The organism is Pseudazoarcus pumilus (assembly GCF_002872475.1).
In the GTDB taxonomy this organism is placed as follows: Bacteria; Pseudomonadota; Gammaproteobacteria; order Burkholderiales; family Rhodocyclaceae; genus Pseudazoarcus; species Pseudazoarcus pumilus.
Genome location: NZ_CP025682.1, coordinates 2,337,066 through 2,351,018, shown reverse-complemented (window position 1 = coordinate 2,351,018; position 13,953 = coordinate 2,337,066). Strand labels below are relative to the sequence as shown.

At 65.3% G+C, this 13,953-nt stretch carries 15 protein-coding genes; 6 read left to right on the top strand and 9 right to left on the bottom strand.

Annotated elements, in window-relative coordinates; translation table 11 throughout:
- Window positions 1-2: 2 nt before the first annotated feature.
- Genes C0099_RS11500 through C0099_RS11475 form a run of 6 tightly spaced genes read left to right on the top strand, consistent with a single transcriptional unit; the run spans window position 3 to window position 6,270 of the window.
- On the top strand, window positions 3-497 hold the full coding sequence (locus C0099_RS11500; RefSeq protein WP_102247544.1) for a GspH/FimT family pseudopilin: 495 nt from the start codon (window positions 3-5) through the stop codon (window positions 495-497).
- On the top strand, window positions 494-955 hold the full coding sequence (pilV, locus tag C0099_RS11495) for a type IV pilus modification protein PilV (RefSeq protein WP_199797609.1): 462 nt from the start codon (window positions 494-496) through the stop codon (window positions 953-955). Before C0099_RS11500 ends, pilV (C0099_RS11495) begins: the two co-directional genes overlap by 4 nt.
- A complete protein-coding gene (locus C0099_RS11490; protein ID WP_102247542.1) occupies window positions 952-1,962 on the top strand; it encodes a PilW family protein in 1,011 nt (336 codons plus the stop codon). Before pilV (C0099_RS11495) ends, C0099_RS11490 begins: the two co-directional genes overlap by 4 nt.
- Entirely contained in the window at window positions 1,959-2,474 is a 516-nt protein-coding gene (locus C0099_RS11485; protein WP_102247541.1) for a pilus assembly PilX family protein, read from the top strand. The genes C0099_RS11490 and C0099_RS11485 overlap by 4 nt, the downstream gene beginning before the upstream one ends.
- A 17-nt stretch (window positions 2,475-2,491) precedes the next feature.
- A complete protein-coding gene (locus C0099_RS11480; RefSeq protein WP_102247540.1) occupies window positions 2,492-5,839 on the top strand; it encodes a pilus assembly protein in 3,348 nt (1,115 codons plus the stop codon).
- Window positions 5,840-5,844: 5 nt separating this feature from the next.
- A complete protein-coding gene (locus tag C0099_RS11475; RefSeq protein ID WP_102247539.1) occupies window positions 5,845-6,270 on the top strand; it encodes a type IV pilin protein in 426 nt (141 codons plus the stop codon).
- 280 nt (window positions 6,271-6,550) lie between these two features.
- Here the strand turns inward: C0099_RS11475 and C0099_RS11470 are convergent, their stop codons facing one another.
- The 9 genes from C0099_RS11470 to C0099_RS16225 all read right to left on the bottom strand — a co-directional run bounded on the left by C0099_RS11470 (window position 6,551) and on the right by C0099_RS16225 (window position 13,952).
- Window positions 6,551-6,910, bottom strand: coding sequence for an HVO_A0114 family putative DNA-binding protein (locus C0099_RS11470; protein WP_199797608.1), 360 nt, complete (start codon window positions 6,908-6,910; stop codon window positions 6,551-6,553).
- 1 nt (window position 6,911) lies between these two features.
- A complete protein-coding gene (locus C0099_RS11465; RefSeq protein ID WP_102247538.1) occupies window positions 6,912-7,202 on the bottom strand; it encodes a toxin-antitoxin system TumE family protein in 291 nt (96 codons plus the stop codon).
- Between the two features lie 87 nt (window positions 7,203-7,289).
- The gene (locus tag C0099_RS16005) at window positions 7,290-7,718 is read right to left on the bottom strand and encodes a type IV pilin protein (protein WP_164084961.1); all 429 of its coding nucleotides are present in this window, start codon (window positions 7,716-7,718) and stop codon (window positions 7,290-7,292) included.
- Window positions 7,715-8,002 carry a hypothetical protein gene (locus C0099_RS16000; protein ID WP_164084908.1) on the bottom strand — a complete coding sequence of 96 codons (288 nt, stop codon included), beginning with the start codon at window positions 8,000-8,002 and terminating at the stop codon, window positions 7,715-7,717. The genes C0099_RS16005 and C0099_RS16000 overlap by 4 nt, the downstream gene beginning before the upstream one ends.
- Window positions 8,003-8,016: 14 nt before the next feature.
- Window positions 8,017-11,166 carry a pilus assembly protein gene (locus C0099_RS11455; protein WP_102247536.1) on the bottom strand — a complete coding sequence of 1,050 codons (3,150 nt, stop codon included), beginning with the start codon at window positions 11,164-11,166 and terminating at the stop codon, window positions 8,017-8,019.
- A gap of 3 nt (window positions 11,167-11,169) precedes the next feature.
- Window positions 11,170-11,751 (bottom strand): pilus assembly PilX family protein, encoded by a 582-nt coding sequence (locus tag C0099_RS11450; RefSeq protein WP_102247535.1) that lies wholly within the window; start codon window positions 11,749-11,751, stop codon window positions 11,170-11,172.
- Window positions 11,748-12,758 carry a PilW family protein gene (locus C0099_RS11445; protein WP_102247534.1) on the bottom strand — a complete coding sequence of 337 codons (1,011 nt, stop codon included), beginning with the start codon at window positions 12,756-12,758 and terminating at the stop codon, window positions 11,748-11,750. Before C0099_RS11445 ends, C0099_RS11450 begins: the two co-directional genes overlap by 4 nt.
- Window positions 12,758-13,348, bottom strand: a complete 591-nt coding sequence (gene pilV, locus C0099_RS11440; protein WP_102247533.1) for a type IV pilus modification protein PilV — start codon at window positions 13,346-13,348, stop codon at window positions 12,758-12,760. The genes C0099_RS11445 and pilV (C0099_RS11440) overlap by 1 nt, the downstream gene beginning before the upstream one ends.
- Before the next feature lie 184 nt (window positions 13,349-13,532).
- On the bottom strand, window positions 13,533-13,952 hold the full coding sequence (locus C0099_RS16225; protein ID WP_102247532.1) for a type IV pilin protein: 420 nt from the start codon (window positions 13,950-13,952) through the stop codon (window positions 13,533-13,535).
- Window position 13,953: the final 1 nt, after the last annotated feature.

The following is a 13,953-nucleotide window of genomic DNA, read 5'->3' as shown; positions in this document are numbered from 1 at the left end:
GCATGCACAAATCCGGCGGTTTCACCCTGGTCGAACTGTTCATCGCGCTCGCGGTGGCGGCGGTGTTGCTCACGCTCGCCGCGCCGGCCTTCCTCGATACCCTCGCACGCGCGCGGCTCGATTCCGCGTCGTCGGGTCTGGTCGGGGCGGTCAATCTCGCGCGCTCCGAGGCGGTCAAACGCGCGCGGCTTGCGACCTTGTGCTCGCGCAGCGAGAACGACGACGGTGATCCGGTGTGCGGCGACGACGAGGACTGGGCCGACGGCTGGATCGTCTTCGCCGACGGGGTCGCCGACGCGGTACGGGTGGGCGACCCGATGGGCGACATCACGGTCGACACCGAGGTTGAGGAGGTCACCTTTGAAGCGACCGGCCGACGCACTGGTGGCGCTGGCGATCTGACGTTCTGCCTTGCTGGACGCGCGGATACAGTGCGTTCGATTGCAGTTGCCCCGCTCGGGCGCGTGGCCACCGAGGTTTTGGAGGAATGTCCGTGACGCGCCCCGCCAAGAATTCGCGTCAGCGCGGCATGAGCCTGCTCGAGGTGCTCGTGGCCATCGTCGTGCTGGCGCTCGGTCTGCTCGGGTTGGCCGCCCTGCAGATGACCAGCCTCAAGGGTGGGCACGGCGCTTATCTGCGTTCGCAGGCCGCGCAACTGGCCTACGACATGAGCGACCGGCTTCGCGCCAATCGCGAGAGCGCGCCGGACTACGCGTTCGCGCTGCCCGATCCGCGGCCTGCGTGTGATCGGGCGCTGGCGCCCGCCGGCACCCTGCCGCAACGTGACGTGGCCGAGTGGCTCAATACCCTGGCCTGTGTGTTGCCCCAAGGCAACGGCAGCGTTGCGCGTGTGGCCGGGACCGACGTCTACGACATCAGCGTGCGCTGGATCGAGCGCGAAGCCGACGAGGATGGCGGAACCGATGGCGAACTCGCTCTGAGGGTGCAGCTATGAGCCGCATCGATTTTCCGCGCGACCAGCGCGGCGTCTCGCTGATCGAACTGATGATCGGTATCGCCCTCAGCCTGCTGCTGCTCGCATCGGTGCTCTACGTATTCCTTTCGAGTCGTCAGGGCTATGACTCGCAGGAGCGGCTGGCCCGCCTGCAGGAGAGCTCCCGTTTCGCGATGGAGGCGGTAGTCGAGGATCTGCGACGTGCGGGCTATCTCGGGGGCAATGCCGACGTCGAAACCATCACCGGCGCCGACGATCCGGACAACGAACCCTCCTGCACCGACGAAGCCTGGGGCAAGCGTATCGGTCGCCGTATTTTCGCGATCAACGATAGCGCCGCGGGTTACGACTGCATCGACAACCATCTGCGTGGCGACGTGCTGGTGATCCGCTATGCCGAAGCGCCCATTGTGGAGACGCCCGCCGACGGCAGGCTGTACTTGCGCACATCACTGTTCGAGGGGCAACTCACCGTGCCGCCTGAGACCAACACCGTGGTTGACGAGCCGCAGTGGGTGCGCGCGATGACCGCGCGTGCCTACTACGTGGCAAATTCCGGCCGGCAGTGCGAGGGGGAGGACATCCCGTCACTGTGGGTGGTGGCCATGGACGCCGACGGGTCGCCCGACGGACCGCAGGAACTGGTGCCAGGTGTCGAGCAGTTCCAGGTTCTGCTCGGTGTGGATACCGATGGCGACCGCTCGGTCGACGACTATGTAAGCGCCGGCGCCGTGGCCGACTGGGATCAGGTGATCGCCGCGCGGGTGTGGGTGCTCGCACGCAGCGAATGCCCGGAGGGTGGGCACAGCGATTCCTTCTCGTATGCCATGGGCGACCTGTCTCCCGCCTACACGCCCGCGGACAACTTCCGTCGCCAACTCAGCGTGGCCACCGTGCAGTTGCGCAATCGCCCCTCGGGCGAGGACGCTTTCGGTGGGGGAGGAGACGACGATGGAGAGGACGACGGCGAGGTGACCGATCCTCCCCCTGACGGAGAGGCCTCATGAACAGGGTTGCCGCTTCAATGCGCGGTGCGGTACTCGTGGTCAGCCTGATCATGTTGCTGCTGCTGACCTTGCTGGGCTTTGCCGCGATGAACACTTCGGTGCTCGAAGTGCTGATGTCGTTCAATACGGTGCGCCAGACGCAGTCTCTCGCCACTGCGGAGAACGTGCTGCGTATTGGCGAATCGGATCTGGAGGACCTGGTGGTGACCTCGTCGGCGGATGCGACCTCTTACTACTACAACCACTACGACGGGGGTACCGATCCGCTCGAGACCGAGCTGCGGGACTGGAGCGGGTTCAACACCGAAGTAGTCGAGGGCGCAGTGGCAGGTTCGTACCTCATCGAATACATCGGACCGCGCGACATTCCCGGCTGCACCGCCGCCTGGGAAGAAGGGGCCACGGGCTGCAAGGTGCATGCCCACCTCGTGAGCGCGCGCAGCAACGAGGACGGTAGCCGCGCCTCGTTGCGCATGGTCCAGTCTGTCTACACCACCTTGCGCGGGCCCTGATTCGCCCGGGAGGCATCATGTCGAACAAGCTCCACATCCATGTCCTGCTGGCAGGCCTGTATCTGGTCACCGGCCTCGCGTCGGCGCCGGTCGCATCGGCACCGGTGATCGACCCCGAAACCCAGCCCGCACTGGTGCTCGCGCCGTACGTCGCGCGTAGCGATGACCTCTCAGTGGGGCAGACCTACGCCTATCGGCCGTGGTTCGAGAACGGTTCCTGGCAGGGTGATCTGATCCAGTACACGCTTGCGACCGATGGCGTACGTACGACCGATGTGCTCGTCGGCGACAACCCGGCCGATGGGGGCGTCACCAACTGGAGTGCGCGTGCGCGCTTCGATGCCGCGGCCGTCGCGAACGCGGATTGGTGGCAGGGACGCAGCGTCTACTCCACCAACGGCAGCGGCCTGGGCACGCGCATCAGCTTCCTGTGGAACGAACTGACTGCAGCGCAGAAGGCGGCGCTCGACCCGGAAGCCGCCGCCGACGCCTCGCTCAACGGCGCCTTCGACAGCCCGGTGCTCAACTATCTGCGGGGCGACCGCAGCCTCGAGCGCGACAAGGCCGGCGGTATCTTCCGCATCCGCTACAACCTGCTCGGTGCGATCATCAATTCCACGCCGTCCTACGCCGCCTATCCGGCCGACGGCGACCCCTATGCGAAGGAACGCGTCTATGTCGGCGCCAACGACGGCATGCTGCATGCCTTCAACGCCAAGACGGGCGATGAGGTTTGGGCCTACGTCCCGTCGATGCTGATCCCGAAACTTTCGCGGCACGGTGATGTTCCCTACGACATCGTCTACATGGTCGACGGGGAAACGCGCTATTCCAATGCCGTGACGGGCTACGATGCCGATGACAACATCGTTCGCAAGCGTATCCTCACGGCCGGTTTGGGCGCTGGCGGCAAAGGGCTGTTCGCGCTCGACGTCGATTCGCCGGATGAACCCGCAGTGCTGTGGGAAATTCACGCTTCCACGTCCGGTGTGGGCAACGACATCGGCCAAATCCACGGCCGGCCGGCCGTAGCGCGCATTGGCGGTACGCTCGCGGCTTCAGCGGCCTACGTCGTGACCGGCAACGGTTTCGGTAGCGCCAACGGACGCGCCGTGCTCTTGCGTATCGCGCTCGACGGCACGGTGTCTTCCATCGTCGCCGACGGCGGCCCCGCAAACGGCCTGGGCGCTCCGACCTTGCTTGACCTCAATAACGACGGACTGGTCGACTACGCCTACGCGGGGGATCTGAAAGGCAATCTGTGGCGTTTCGACCTGAATGCGAATTCCGTCAGCAAGGTTTTCGCCGCCGGCGTGTCCAAACCGATCACTGCGGCTCCCGACGTGGCGCGTCATCCGTTTGGCGGCATCATGGTGTATTTCGGCACCGGAAGCGTACTGAGCATGGCCGATGCCGCGAACGAGGATCAGCAGACCATCTTCGGTATTCGTGATCTGCGCACTGGCGAAGTGAGCACAGACGATCTGGTTGCCCAGACGCTCTCCGTCGAGTCCGCCTACGAAAAGCAGTTGCGCGTGGCCACCGACAATGTCGTCGACTACGACCAGGCGGCCGGATGGAAGGTCGATCTTCCCGTGACCAGCGAACGCCTGATCGGCCGGCCGCAGGTGCGTGGCGGGCGCCTGCAGTTCGTCACGACCATCACCTCCGGAGACTACCCCGCCGGATGGCTGATGCAACTCAACTACCTGTCCGGGGCGAGCAGCGATACCGCGTTGTTCGACATCAGCGGCGACGGTGCGCTCGATTCATCCGACGCCGTCACGATCGCGGACGTCGGCCAGAAATACCCGGTGGGTCGCTATCTGGGCGACGGCAACTTCTCGCAGCCGGTGCTGCTGCGCTTGAGTCAGGGCATCGATGTGTCCTACATCAACGGTCTGCTGTTGCCGTTCGCGCCTCTGGTGGGGGCGGAGCTGATCTTCGGCGGCAACATCGACGTCACGACCGACAGCCCGAGCGGGCCGGTGGTGTCCAAGGTTCCGGGGTATCCGAATCCGGATGCCATCTATCCGGCGGGTGACGGCATCGGCAACAACGTAGATGGTCACGTGCATGGCTACGACAAGCTGCACAACGTCAAGTACGTCGATTTCTTCGATCTGGAGCCGCGCCGCGGCATGTGGCGGCTGGACGCTGCTCTCGACGGCAGCGGCAACGCGATCGCCATCGAGCGTGAGCTTAACCGTGTCACCGAGGTGAATGCTCCGGGTACATCGACGGTCGGCTTCGGCAACAGCCAGAAGTTCATCGTCACGCTGACCAACGCGGATCTGTCCCAAGGTGTGGATCTGCAGATCGGGTGTCGCACCTGGAACGCGGCGCAGTATCAGGCGATGATCGCGCATCAACTGGTCAATCTGGGGCGTACTCCGTCCCAGTTGCAGGATACGTACCATGGCAACGCGTCGCTGATCTTCACGCTTGACGACATCCTCAACGCCGATTGCGGCGACACCAGTGGCACCCTGCGCCTGACCGTGATCGACCGCGTCGGCAAGGACGGGGTGCTGCATGCCACCTTGCCGGGTTGCGTCAACGACACGACGAACTGGGACGGGGAGGCCAAGAGTGCCGGGGAAATCTGGCACATCACCCCGGTACAGGAGTCGTCGGGCAACGGATTCCGCTGGCGCAACGGGGCGCTGACCGCGCAACTGCTGAAGGTCAACAACGACAATACGGCAGCCTACACCCTGCAAGGGGCGGGCCAACCGACCTACAAACTGCGCGGTGACACCATTCATGGGGGTGCCTATGCCGCGGGATTCACCGTCACGAAGGTGAAGGGCAGCGACGTCGTCACCCCGCTCAACGGCAATGTCAGTGGGCTGCTCTATGAACTGACGATGTTCTGGCACCACGGCGACATGTTTGATTTCCAGCAGTCGGGACAAGAGCCAAAGTGTTACGGAGATTCGGTCTACAGCGCCAACACCGCCATCGATATCCGTGGCATCAACCTCGGGCAGTACCAGTCGCTGATCGACGATGCCGGTCAGGAAGTGATCGAAGAGGACTATGCCGGTGCGCTCGAAGACCTCTCGCTGGCGCTTGCTGCCGGTGACGAGGTCGCCGTTGCCGACGCGCTGGTCAACCTGGGAACCTTGCTGCAGGACGGCGCGCTGATGGCTTACCACCGCCTGCGTTTCTATGCGCCCGGCGTCGTGCCCGTGCAGCACCTGCTCGAGATCGACAAGCGTCTCGGAGAAGGCGGTGGCGGGGCGGTTGCCGACGACCAGACGCCGGCCGAGGTGGAGGACATAACGCAGGACGACAACCCCATCCGCGGACCGAACTTCGTGCCCGGACGGCGCACGTGGATCGACCTGGTGCCGAGGTGAGACGAATGAGCATGCACGCAATCGGGTACCCGCAGCGGCGGGCAGCGCTGCCGCGAGGTTTCACGCTGATCGAGCTGATGATTGTGGTCGCGGTGATCGGCATTCTGATCGGCGTCGCCTATCCGTCCTATCAGAACTATCTGCAGAAGACGCGCCGGGCCGACGCACAGACGGTGCTGCTGGAGAACGCGCAGGCGCTCGAGCGGTTCTACATGACCGCCAACACCTATGACGGCGTGCCGTTCGCGGACAAGTCACCCAAGGACGGTCCTGATCGGTATTACGATATAGACATTGTTGATCCGAGTGAAACGGAGTTCACTTTGAGGGCGGAGCCGCAAGGCTCGCAGGCGAATGACCGTTGCGGGGTGTTGACGTTGACCCACAATGGCGTGAAGGGTGCGGCCCAGCCCGACTGCTGGACGCGCTGACGGGCAGGAGCCCTCGGCTCGGTCGGTTCGGTCAGCCGGAGACGCAGGGAAAATGTCGGAAAGGCATGCGCCGTATCGGGCGTGCATGCGGCGGATTACGCTTCGCTAATCCGCCCGGCCACAGCTGAGTTTAGTTTGGCTGGATGGTGCCTGAGGTTCGGCTCATACGGCGCAATGCGCTGCGCTTATTGACGCCCTACGGATTGGCGTGCGGAAAGGTCCGAGGCCGTGGTCGGCTGCCTGCAGCTCGTTGATCAGCGATAGTGGCCCGTAGGCCGAGTCACGCCGCCCGCGCGTGCAACTCGAATTGCACCTTCACGTGCCGGTACGGAAACGACAGTTTGCCGTCGCGGGTCTTGTCCACCAGGCCGCACAGCACAAGTGCCTGAGCGTCGGTATGCACGCCCTTCACGTCGCGCCCCACGCGCCGGGCCAGTTCGCGCACACCCAGCGGCCCCGCGCCGGTAAGCGCCGCGATCAGCCCCCAGCGGCCCGGCGTGAGGGTGCGCGCCATGTCCTCGGCAGACTCAAAGGTATATCGGGGCGTGGCGGCGGATTGTCCGCTGCGCAGCGTGGCAAGGATGCGCTGCTTTGCGCCCGCCATGTTGTCGATCCCGATGGTCAGGGTGGTTTCGTCCACTTCAGCCTCCAAATCGCCCAACGTCCGCCCAGAAATCTTCGAGCAGTTGATCGAGCGTAGTGAACGCATAGGGCGTTTCCAGCGCACCGATGTGCTTGTGGTCACCCTTGCCGCGTTCGTTGTCGTAGCGCACCACGCAGGTTTCGCCCACCACGAACGCCAGCCGGTACTTGTAGCCATGCGTGGTCGGCGGAATCGGCATGGGTGCAGACCAGATGACGATCTCGATGAAGCGGTCATCGCCGACGCGGATGCGTTCCTTGAGGATTGGAACGGCGTGCGTGTTGTTCATCCTACAACATGCGTGATCGTTGTAAAGTGAGCAACATGAATTCAGCCCGTATGACGAGATTGACGCCCCGGCGATTGCTGGGCCGTCTCAGTTCGACCAGCACTCGGGGTCGAGCGGGTTGGAGGGGGCGTCGCCCTGGGCGCGGCGGCCGGTGTGGGTGACGTAGAAGCTGCCGCAGGGGTCGTCGCGCATGACCCCGACCGGCTGTGCGACGAGGGTCCACGAATCGGCTTGCAACTCCCCGACGAAGGCAATCGTGTAATACGGACCGGGGATGTCGAACGGCACGCGGTCGAACGGCAGGGTTGCGTTCGCGTAGCTGCCACTGCGGCTGAATTCGCGTTCGAGGTGGTGGGCCAGTTCCAGCAATGCGCGCTGGGCCTCGACGCGGCGGCTCTTGCGGATCTGTTCGGTGTAGGTGGGCCAGGCGATCGCCACGATGATCGCGAGTATGGCCACGGTGATCATCAGCTCGATCAGCGAGAAGCCGCCCCGTCTTCGGGCGCTGCGCGTCATTGCGGACGCACCGCCACCGACGTGATCAGGCCGCGGTGGCTGCCCGGCGTGGCTTCGAGCACGGTCACGACCACGTCCATGCCGACTTCGAGCTCGTCCAAGCGCCCCGGCTCGGTGGGCGTGCCGCGTATCGGCGCTCCGGCCGATACGGTGTATTCCGTGCCATCGACGACGAGAGTGCGGGCCTGTCGATCGACGTGTTCGATACGCCCGGGCAGTTGCGTTTGCGCATGAGCGCTGGCGGCGAACACTGCGGCGGCGATTGCGATGACGAGCTTGGACATGACGGGCCTCCAAGTCATTGGATGATTTCTCGCCAGCTCTGGCGGCCAACGTCGTTGGGGCCGGGGTTCTCGCGTACCGTGCGCAGGCCGCTGGCGGTGGACAACTGCTTGTATTCGGCGCCGTCCTCGCCCACCAGCACGGCCGGTGTGGCGGTCGCGCCGCCATCGACGAGCAGGCCGGAGGGTGGCATCCACACCGCGTCGTCGCCTTCGCCCACGCTCATGTGGTCGCCAATCGTGAAGCGCCGGTCCAGATTCAGGTCGAACGGGGCGTAGCTGAGTCGCCCGCCGCTGGCGGCGTTCAGTTCCATCAGCCAGCTGTCGCCACCGGGGCGACAGGGGTCTTCGCTGGGAATCAGCGTGGTGAAGATCACGCGGCCGTTGCGCACGATGGAGTGGGTGATCTGCCGCTCGCCGTGCAGCGTGCCCGCGGGCGACTGGAAGTCGAGAAGCCAGCCGCGATGTTCGCTCCAGCTTGCCCGCTCACTGGTCGTGGCGCGCAGCCGGTAGGACACGGTACTGTTCTGCGGGGTCGTGAAGCTGAGTGTCTGTTCCGAGAGGATGGATTGCGTCAGCAGGTTGCCACGGCTGGCGCCGACGTTGTTGTCCTCGTCCCAGATGCCGTAGAAGCTCTGCAGGCCGGTGTCGGCGGCGATCTTGTCGGCCGGCTCCAGATATTTCCCGGTGCCGAACAGCACGATGCGCCCGCGCCCGGTGGGATGGCGGACCACCGACGGTCGGCTGGTGATGGGCTGACGGTCGGCGTCGTCGCACGGTTGGCTGCTGCAGGCGAGGAACAGTCGGCGCAGGCTCCAGCTTGCGGGCGCGGCCTGGCGCAGATCGAAGCGCCACAGGTTGCCGAACAGATCCCCGGCGTAGATGAAGTCGATGCGACGGTTTCCGGTGTCGTCGACCGGTGCCACCGTGGCCAGCCCGTTGGGGCGATCGTCCCCGCTCGGGTCGCCGGCCATGCCGACGCCGGTGTCGAGCTTGCGGATCAGCGCGCCGCTGGCCAGATCGACGACGAACAGCACGGCGTTGCCGGTGGCGCTGGGGTCGTCGTCCTCTTCGGTGTTGTTGTAGCCGTTGCCGAACACCGCCGCCCAGGTACCGTCCTGCAGCCGCACGATGGCCGGCTGGCTGAAGCTGTAGCCCAGATCCGGGTCGGTGAACTCCCACAGCACGATGTCGTCGGCTGCGTTCTCGGCGAAGTTCTGCGGTTCGGTGACGTCGAGCGCATACACCGACTGGCCGCCCTTGTTGAGCCCGCCCACCAGCAGCGTGCGCCAGCGCTCACCGATGTAGGCGTCGGCCACGGTGGGCGAGCCGTCGACGTAGTAGCGGTGGTTCAGGCGGTAATCGGGGTCGGCCAGATGGCGCAGCTCGGGCAGAACCGCTTCGGGGACGAAGGCGAGGCGTTCCTGGCCGGTCTCGGCGTCGAATCCGTGCAGCATGCCGTCGTTGGCGCCGACGTAGATCATCTCCGGGCGGTTGGCATTGTCACGCTTGAACTGGTCGTAGGACGCACCACTTTCCAGGCCGTCGGGGTAGCGCATGTTGGGCGCGCCGACGAACACCGGCGCGGAGTGGATGATGTCGCCGAGCTTCGATGCCCGCGGACGCAGGCCCGCCTGGTGGACGCCACGGATGTAGTCGATGAAGGTCGGGTTGTTCTGGAACCACGCGTCCTTTTGCTCGGGCTCGAAGCTGTCCCAGCGAAACGCTGCGGCTTCGCCGTCGACCTGTGTGACGATGGTGCGTGCATCCGCGACAGGCATCTGTTCGGCCGCACTCCACGCGATGTGCACGGGCCGTCCGTAGTTCGCGCTGGCGAGATCGCTCTCGATGTCGAACGCCACCAGATCGCCGCTCCAGTCGGCGCTGTTGTAGCCACCGAAGTACAGGCGCGTGCCGGTGCTGACGAAGCCCGTGCTGGCCGCCGCCGAGGCGGCCGAGCCGGTCTGTGCCTGGATGTTGCGCAGGGCTTGCTCGAGTACGGTGCTGAGTTCCTCGGCGTCGTTCGCAGTGTAGTACTGGCCATGTCCGTATTCGGCCGCATCACGAAGCATCTGGTTGGCAGCCAGGAATCCGACCGTGTAGGTGTGCATGTTCTGACGCGCGAACTGCGGGTCGTCGAAGCTCATGCCGGCCGCGTCCGTGCCGCTGGTGCGCATGTCGATGTCCCACGCGAACTTGGCGATGTCGTCGAGAAACAGCGCATGGCCTTCGGCACTGGTGTTGCTGGCGGGATTGAAGCCGTCCGAGTACTGCGGAAAGTCGGGGAAGTCGCTGCTCGAGGTCTCGGGGCTGAGGCCGTCCCAGTCGGGCAGCTTGCCCTCGGGGTCGGCCGGGTCGTCGTCCGGATAGCTGCTGTCGTAGGTGGGCATGCCGTCGGTGATGACGACGGTGAAGTTCTTCTGACAGCGATACTGGATGGGACTGGTGTATTTGGTGTCGCTGTTGTAGTGGCTGTCGATGCCGCGGAAATAGCGGGTGACTTCGTAGAGGCTCTCGCCCAGTGGCGTAAAGCCCTCGGCGCGCATGTCGCCGATGGTCGACGTGAGAGTGTCGGTGGTTGCGCCGCAGTCGGCGAGGATTCTTGCGCCCTGGTAGCGGTTGAAGCGCGCGAGGCCGAAGCGCATCCCATGTGTGTTCCGCACGATGTGGTCCGCAACATTGCGCGCGACCGACATGCGGTCGAGATCCGGAACGGTTCCGTTGTCGATAGCCGCTTTCAGACTGGCGTTGTTCTCGTAGGTGTTGAGCAGGTAGTTCAGGTAATTGACGTGATAGCGGGTTTCGCCGCCTCCCACCGGGTCCGGCAGCTTGATGCACACTGAACTTGTGTCACTGTCTTTGCGAAAGCGCTTGAAGCCGTCGTCACAGGAACTTGTGGAAACGTCGTCTGGGGTGATGGTGCCGCTGGTGCCCAGATCTCGCCAATTTCGGCCGGAGCGGTATTGCCATGGCGTGTACTTGGTTCCGCGGTCGTAGTCCGCCGCCCACAGTATGAATTCCATGCTGCCGGAGGTATCCATCAGCAGCATCACGTTGGGCTCGATCGAGCTGGAGATGCCCAGCGGCGCATCGGACAGGGCCAGCGGGCCGGCGTGGGCGGGCAGGGCGATGGCGGCGGCGAGGGCGAGGGGGCGCAGGGTCGGCATCGGTCAGTTGTAGCGCTTGATGTAGAGGGATTGCAGGACCGAGCGCGCCACCGCCGTCTGACCGGTGCCGCGCGCGGTGATGCGATACTGGTCGCGCCCGGTTTCGTGCGCGGAGCCGAAGCCGGTGACGAGATGGTCGCGGATGTGGCCGCGGTGCTCGATCAGGTAACGGGGCAGGGCGGCCACGCCCGGTACGTCGCGGCCGTCGTCGTTGCTGTCGTATTCGCGCGACTGTTCGACCCACTCTTCGCGGTCGGCCGGGTTGGACGACATCAGGCCGTCTTCGGTGGGGCGTTTGGCGCTGTCGGCCGGGTCGAACACTTCGCATGACTGGTCGGCCGGGCAGGGGTAGGCGCGCGGGGTGGGGGCGACGGCGAGCGGGCCGATGAAGCGTTCGCCAGCGCGCAGACCGGCCTCGGCCGCCTGCAGGGCGAGGTTGCGGTCGCGCCAGTTGCCCGACATGCGTTCCTCGAGCGTGGTCGCGCGCAGTGCGCTGATGCCGAGCACCGACATGATCAGCAGCAGGATCAGCGTGGTGACCAGCACGATGCCGCGGTTGGCGAGCGGTAGGCGGGCGGATGTCATAGCACGGGCAGGCGGTTGCGCAAGGCGAAGGAGGTGGAGAACACCGCGGCGTGGCGCCGCTCCGGGATGTCGACGATCTCGTCATCGCCGTCGCAGCCGGCGATGGTGACGGCCTGCGGCTGCTCGGCCGTGCCGGGGTTGGGGCCGACCGCGACGACGGTGATGCGTACGGAGCGCACGCGGTCCCAGTCGTCCACGGCATCGACGGAGGCAAGACTGTCGACGAGTTCGTCCTCGTCGGCGTCGATGCCGTAGCACACGAACAGGTGCGAGATGCCCTCGATCAGCTCCTGCACGGGTGAGGCGCCGCGCGAGAAGGGCTTGCGCCAAAGCGCCGGTGCCTGGCCAGCCTTGCGGCCGACGTAATAGACGTTGGAACTGAAAAGCTGGATATCCATGTCTTCGCCATAGGCGTGACTGAAGGCATTGCTGCCCGGTATCTTGTTGCCGGGGTTGTTGCCGACCCCGCGCGACAGGGCGCTGGCGTTTTCGTTGCTGCGGTTCTGGAACAGGTCGCAGCCCTGCGTGTCGGCGATCAGCACGATCTGATCCTCGTTCACACCGCTGGCGCCGGTGAGGTTGACGCTGCTGTGGTTGCTTGCCGTCTCGCCGCTGACCATGGCACCGGACGATGCCGCCGCATGCTTGATCAGCAGGGCGCCGGTGTCGGCGAGCTGGTGGCTCAGGCCGAGCCCGTCCGGGTCGCCATTCCAGCCGAACACCGCGCGGGTGAGGTCGAAGACCTCGGCACGCCAGGCTTCCGATTCGTTGTCCAGCAGATTGTTGGGCTCGTCGCAGGCGGCGCTGTAGCCTGCCTGACGCAGTTCCGCGCCGAGCAGGTCGATGGCGATGCGCCCGCTCTCCTGGGCGCGCGACAGGGCTTCGGTGGCGCGATGCGTGGTGCTGGCCCCGGTGAACAGCGAGACGCTGCCGACCACCAGGATGCTGCCCAGCAACAGCGCAATCATCAGTTCGGTGAGCGAGAGGCCGTGCTGAGCGCACCGCATCAGATTTCCGTGCTGTAGGCGAAGATGACGTGATCGTCCTCGGTCGATTCGTCGTCGGATTCGGGTTCATCCGGGGCCGCCTCGGCCTGCGCCATCGCGATGTCGGGATCGGTGCCCGGATACGGGGTGTCGCCTTCCGGGGGTGTTTCGCCCTCGCCCCCGTCGTCGGTCGCGGGGGCGACCCGGATGTCGCCGCGCTGGTCGTTCCAGGAAATGCTTATCGTGACGTTGGCCTCGTTGCGCGTGACGCTGGCCGAGGCCCCGGCGCCCAGGCGGCGCACGAGTTCGTCGTTCCAGTCGCGGCGATCCTCGCTGTTGCCATCGTCGTCGTAGTCGCCATCCAGGGCCGCGTCGCGCGCACCGCGCATGCGGTCGGCCAGGTCGTAGGCCAGCAGCGTGGCCTGCGAGCGCACCTGGGCGCTGTGATTGCTCTTGATGCCTGCCATCTGCATGCCGGCAAAGCCCAGCAGACCGAGCGCGAGCACGAACATCGAGACCAGCACTTCGATCATGCTCGCACCGCGCTCGTCGCGGCGACGTGTCGAGCGTGGAGGAAACGACCGACCATGCAGGAGTGCCTTGTATGTCATAAGCGTATACGTATGGCATGTATGCGCTTTATCCGCTGTCGATCTTCAGGATGCAAATAGAATTAACTGATATGCATGAAATAGTGCATGCCCAATGAAAGTGGGCATGCAGGCGCATCACGGGGTCCGGCTCTGGGCCGGCTCCCGTGATCGCGGAGGTGCGGGTACGGAAAAGCGGCTGCGGCTACCAGCAGCCGGCAACGCCGGCCGAACCGCTCGCGCCGCGCTGGCCGGACTGGTCGAGCGAGAGCGTGCCGCAACGTGCTTCCAGCTTGGCCTGCTGGCCCAGCGGCGTGGCCGTCACGGTGTAGTTGCGCTGGTCGACGATGTTGACGGCGAGGGTATAGCGCGTATCGAGGTCGTTCTCGGTGGTGCAGCCCAGGTTGGGCGCGGCGCCGACGTAGGTCATGTTGCTGGTGTAGAAGCGCTCCATGAACTGCGCATGTTCGACCACGCAGGCCAGCGCCTTGCCACGATAGGACTTGGCGACATGCTGCTGGTAGGACGGGAAGGCCACCGCGAGCAGGATGCCGACGATGGCCACCGCGATCATCAGTTCGATCAGCGTGAAACCGGCTTGGCGCGGAAGCGGATGTCGGGTCATG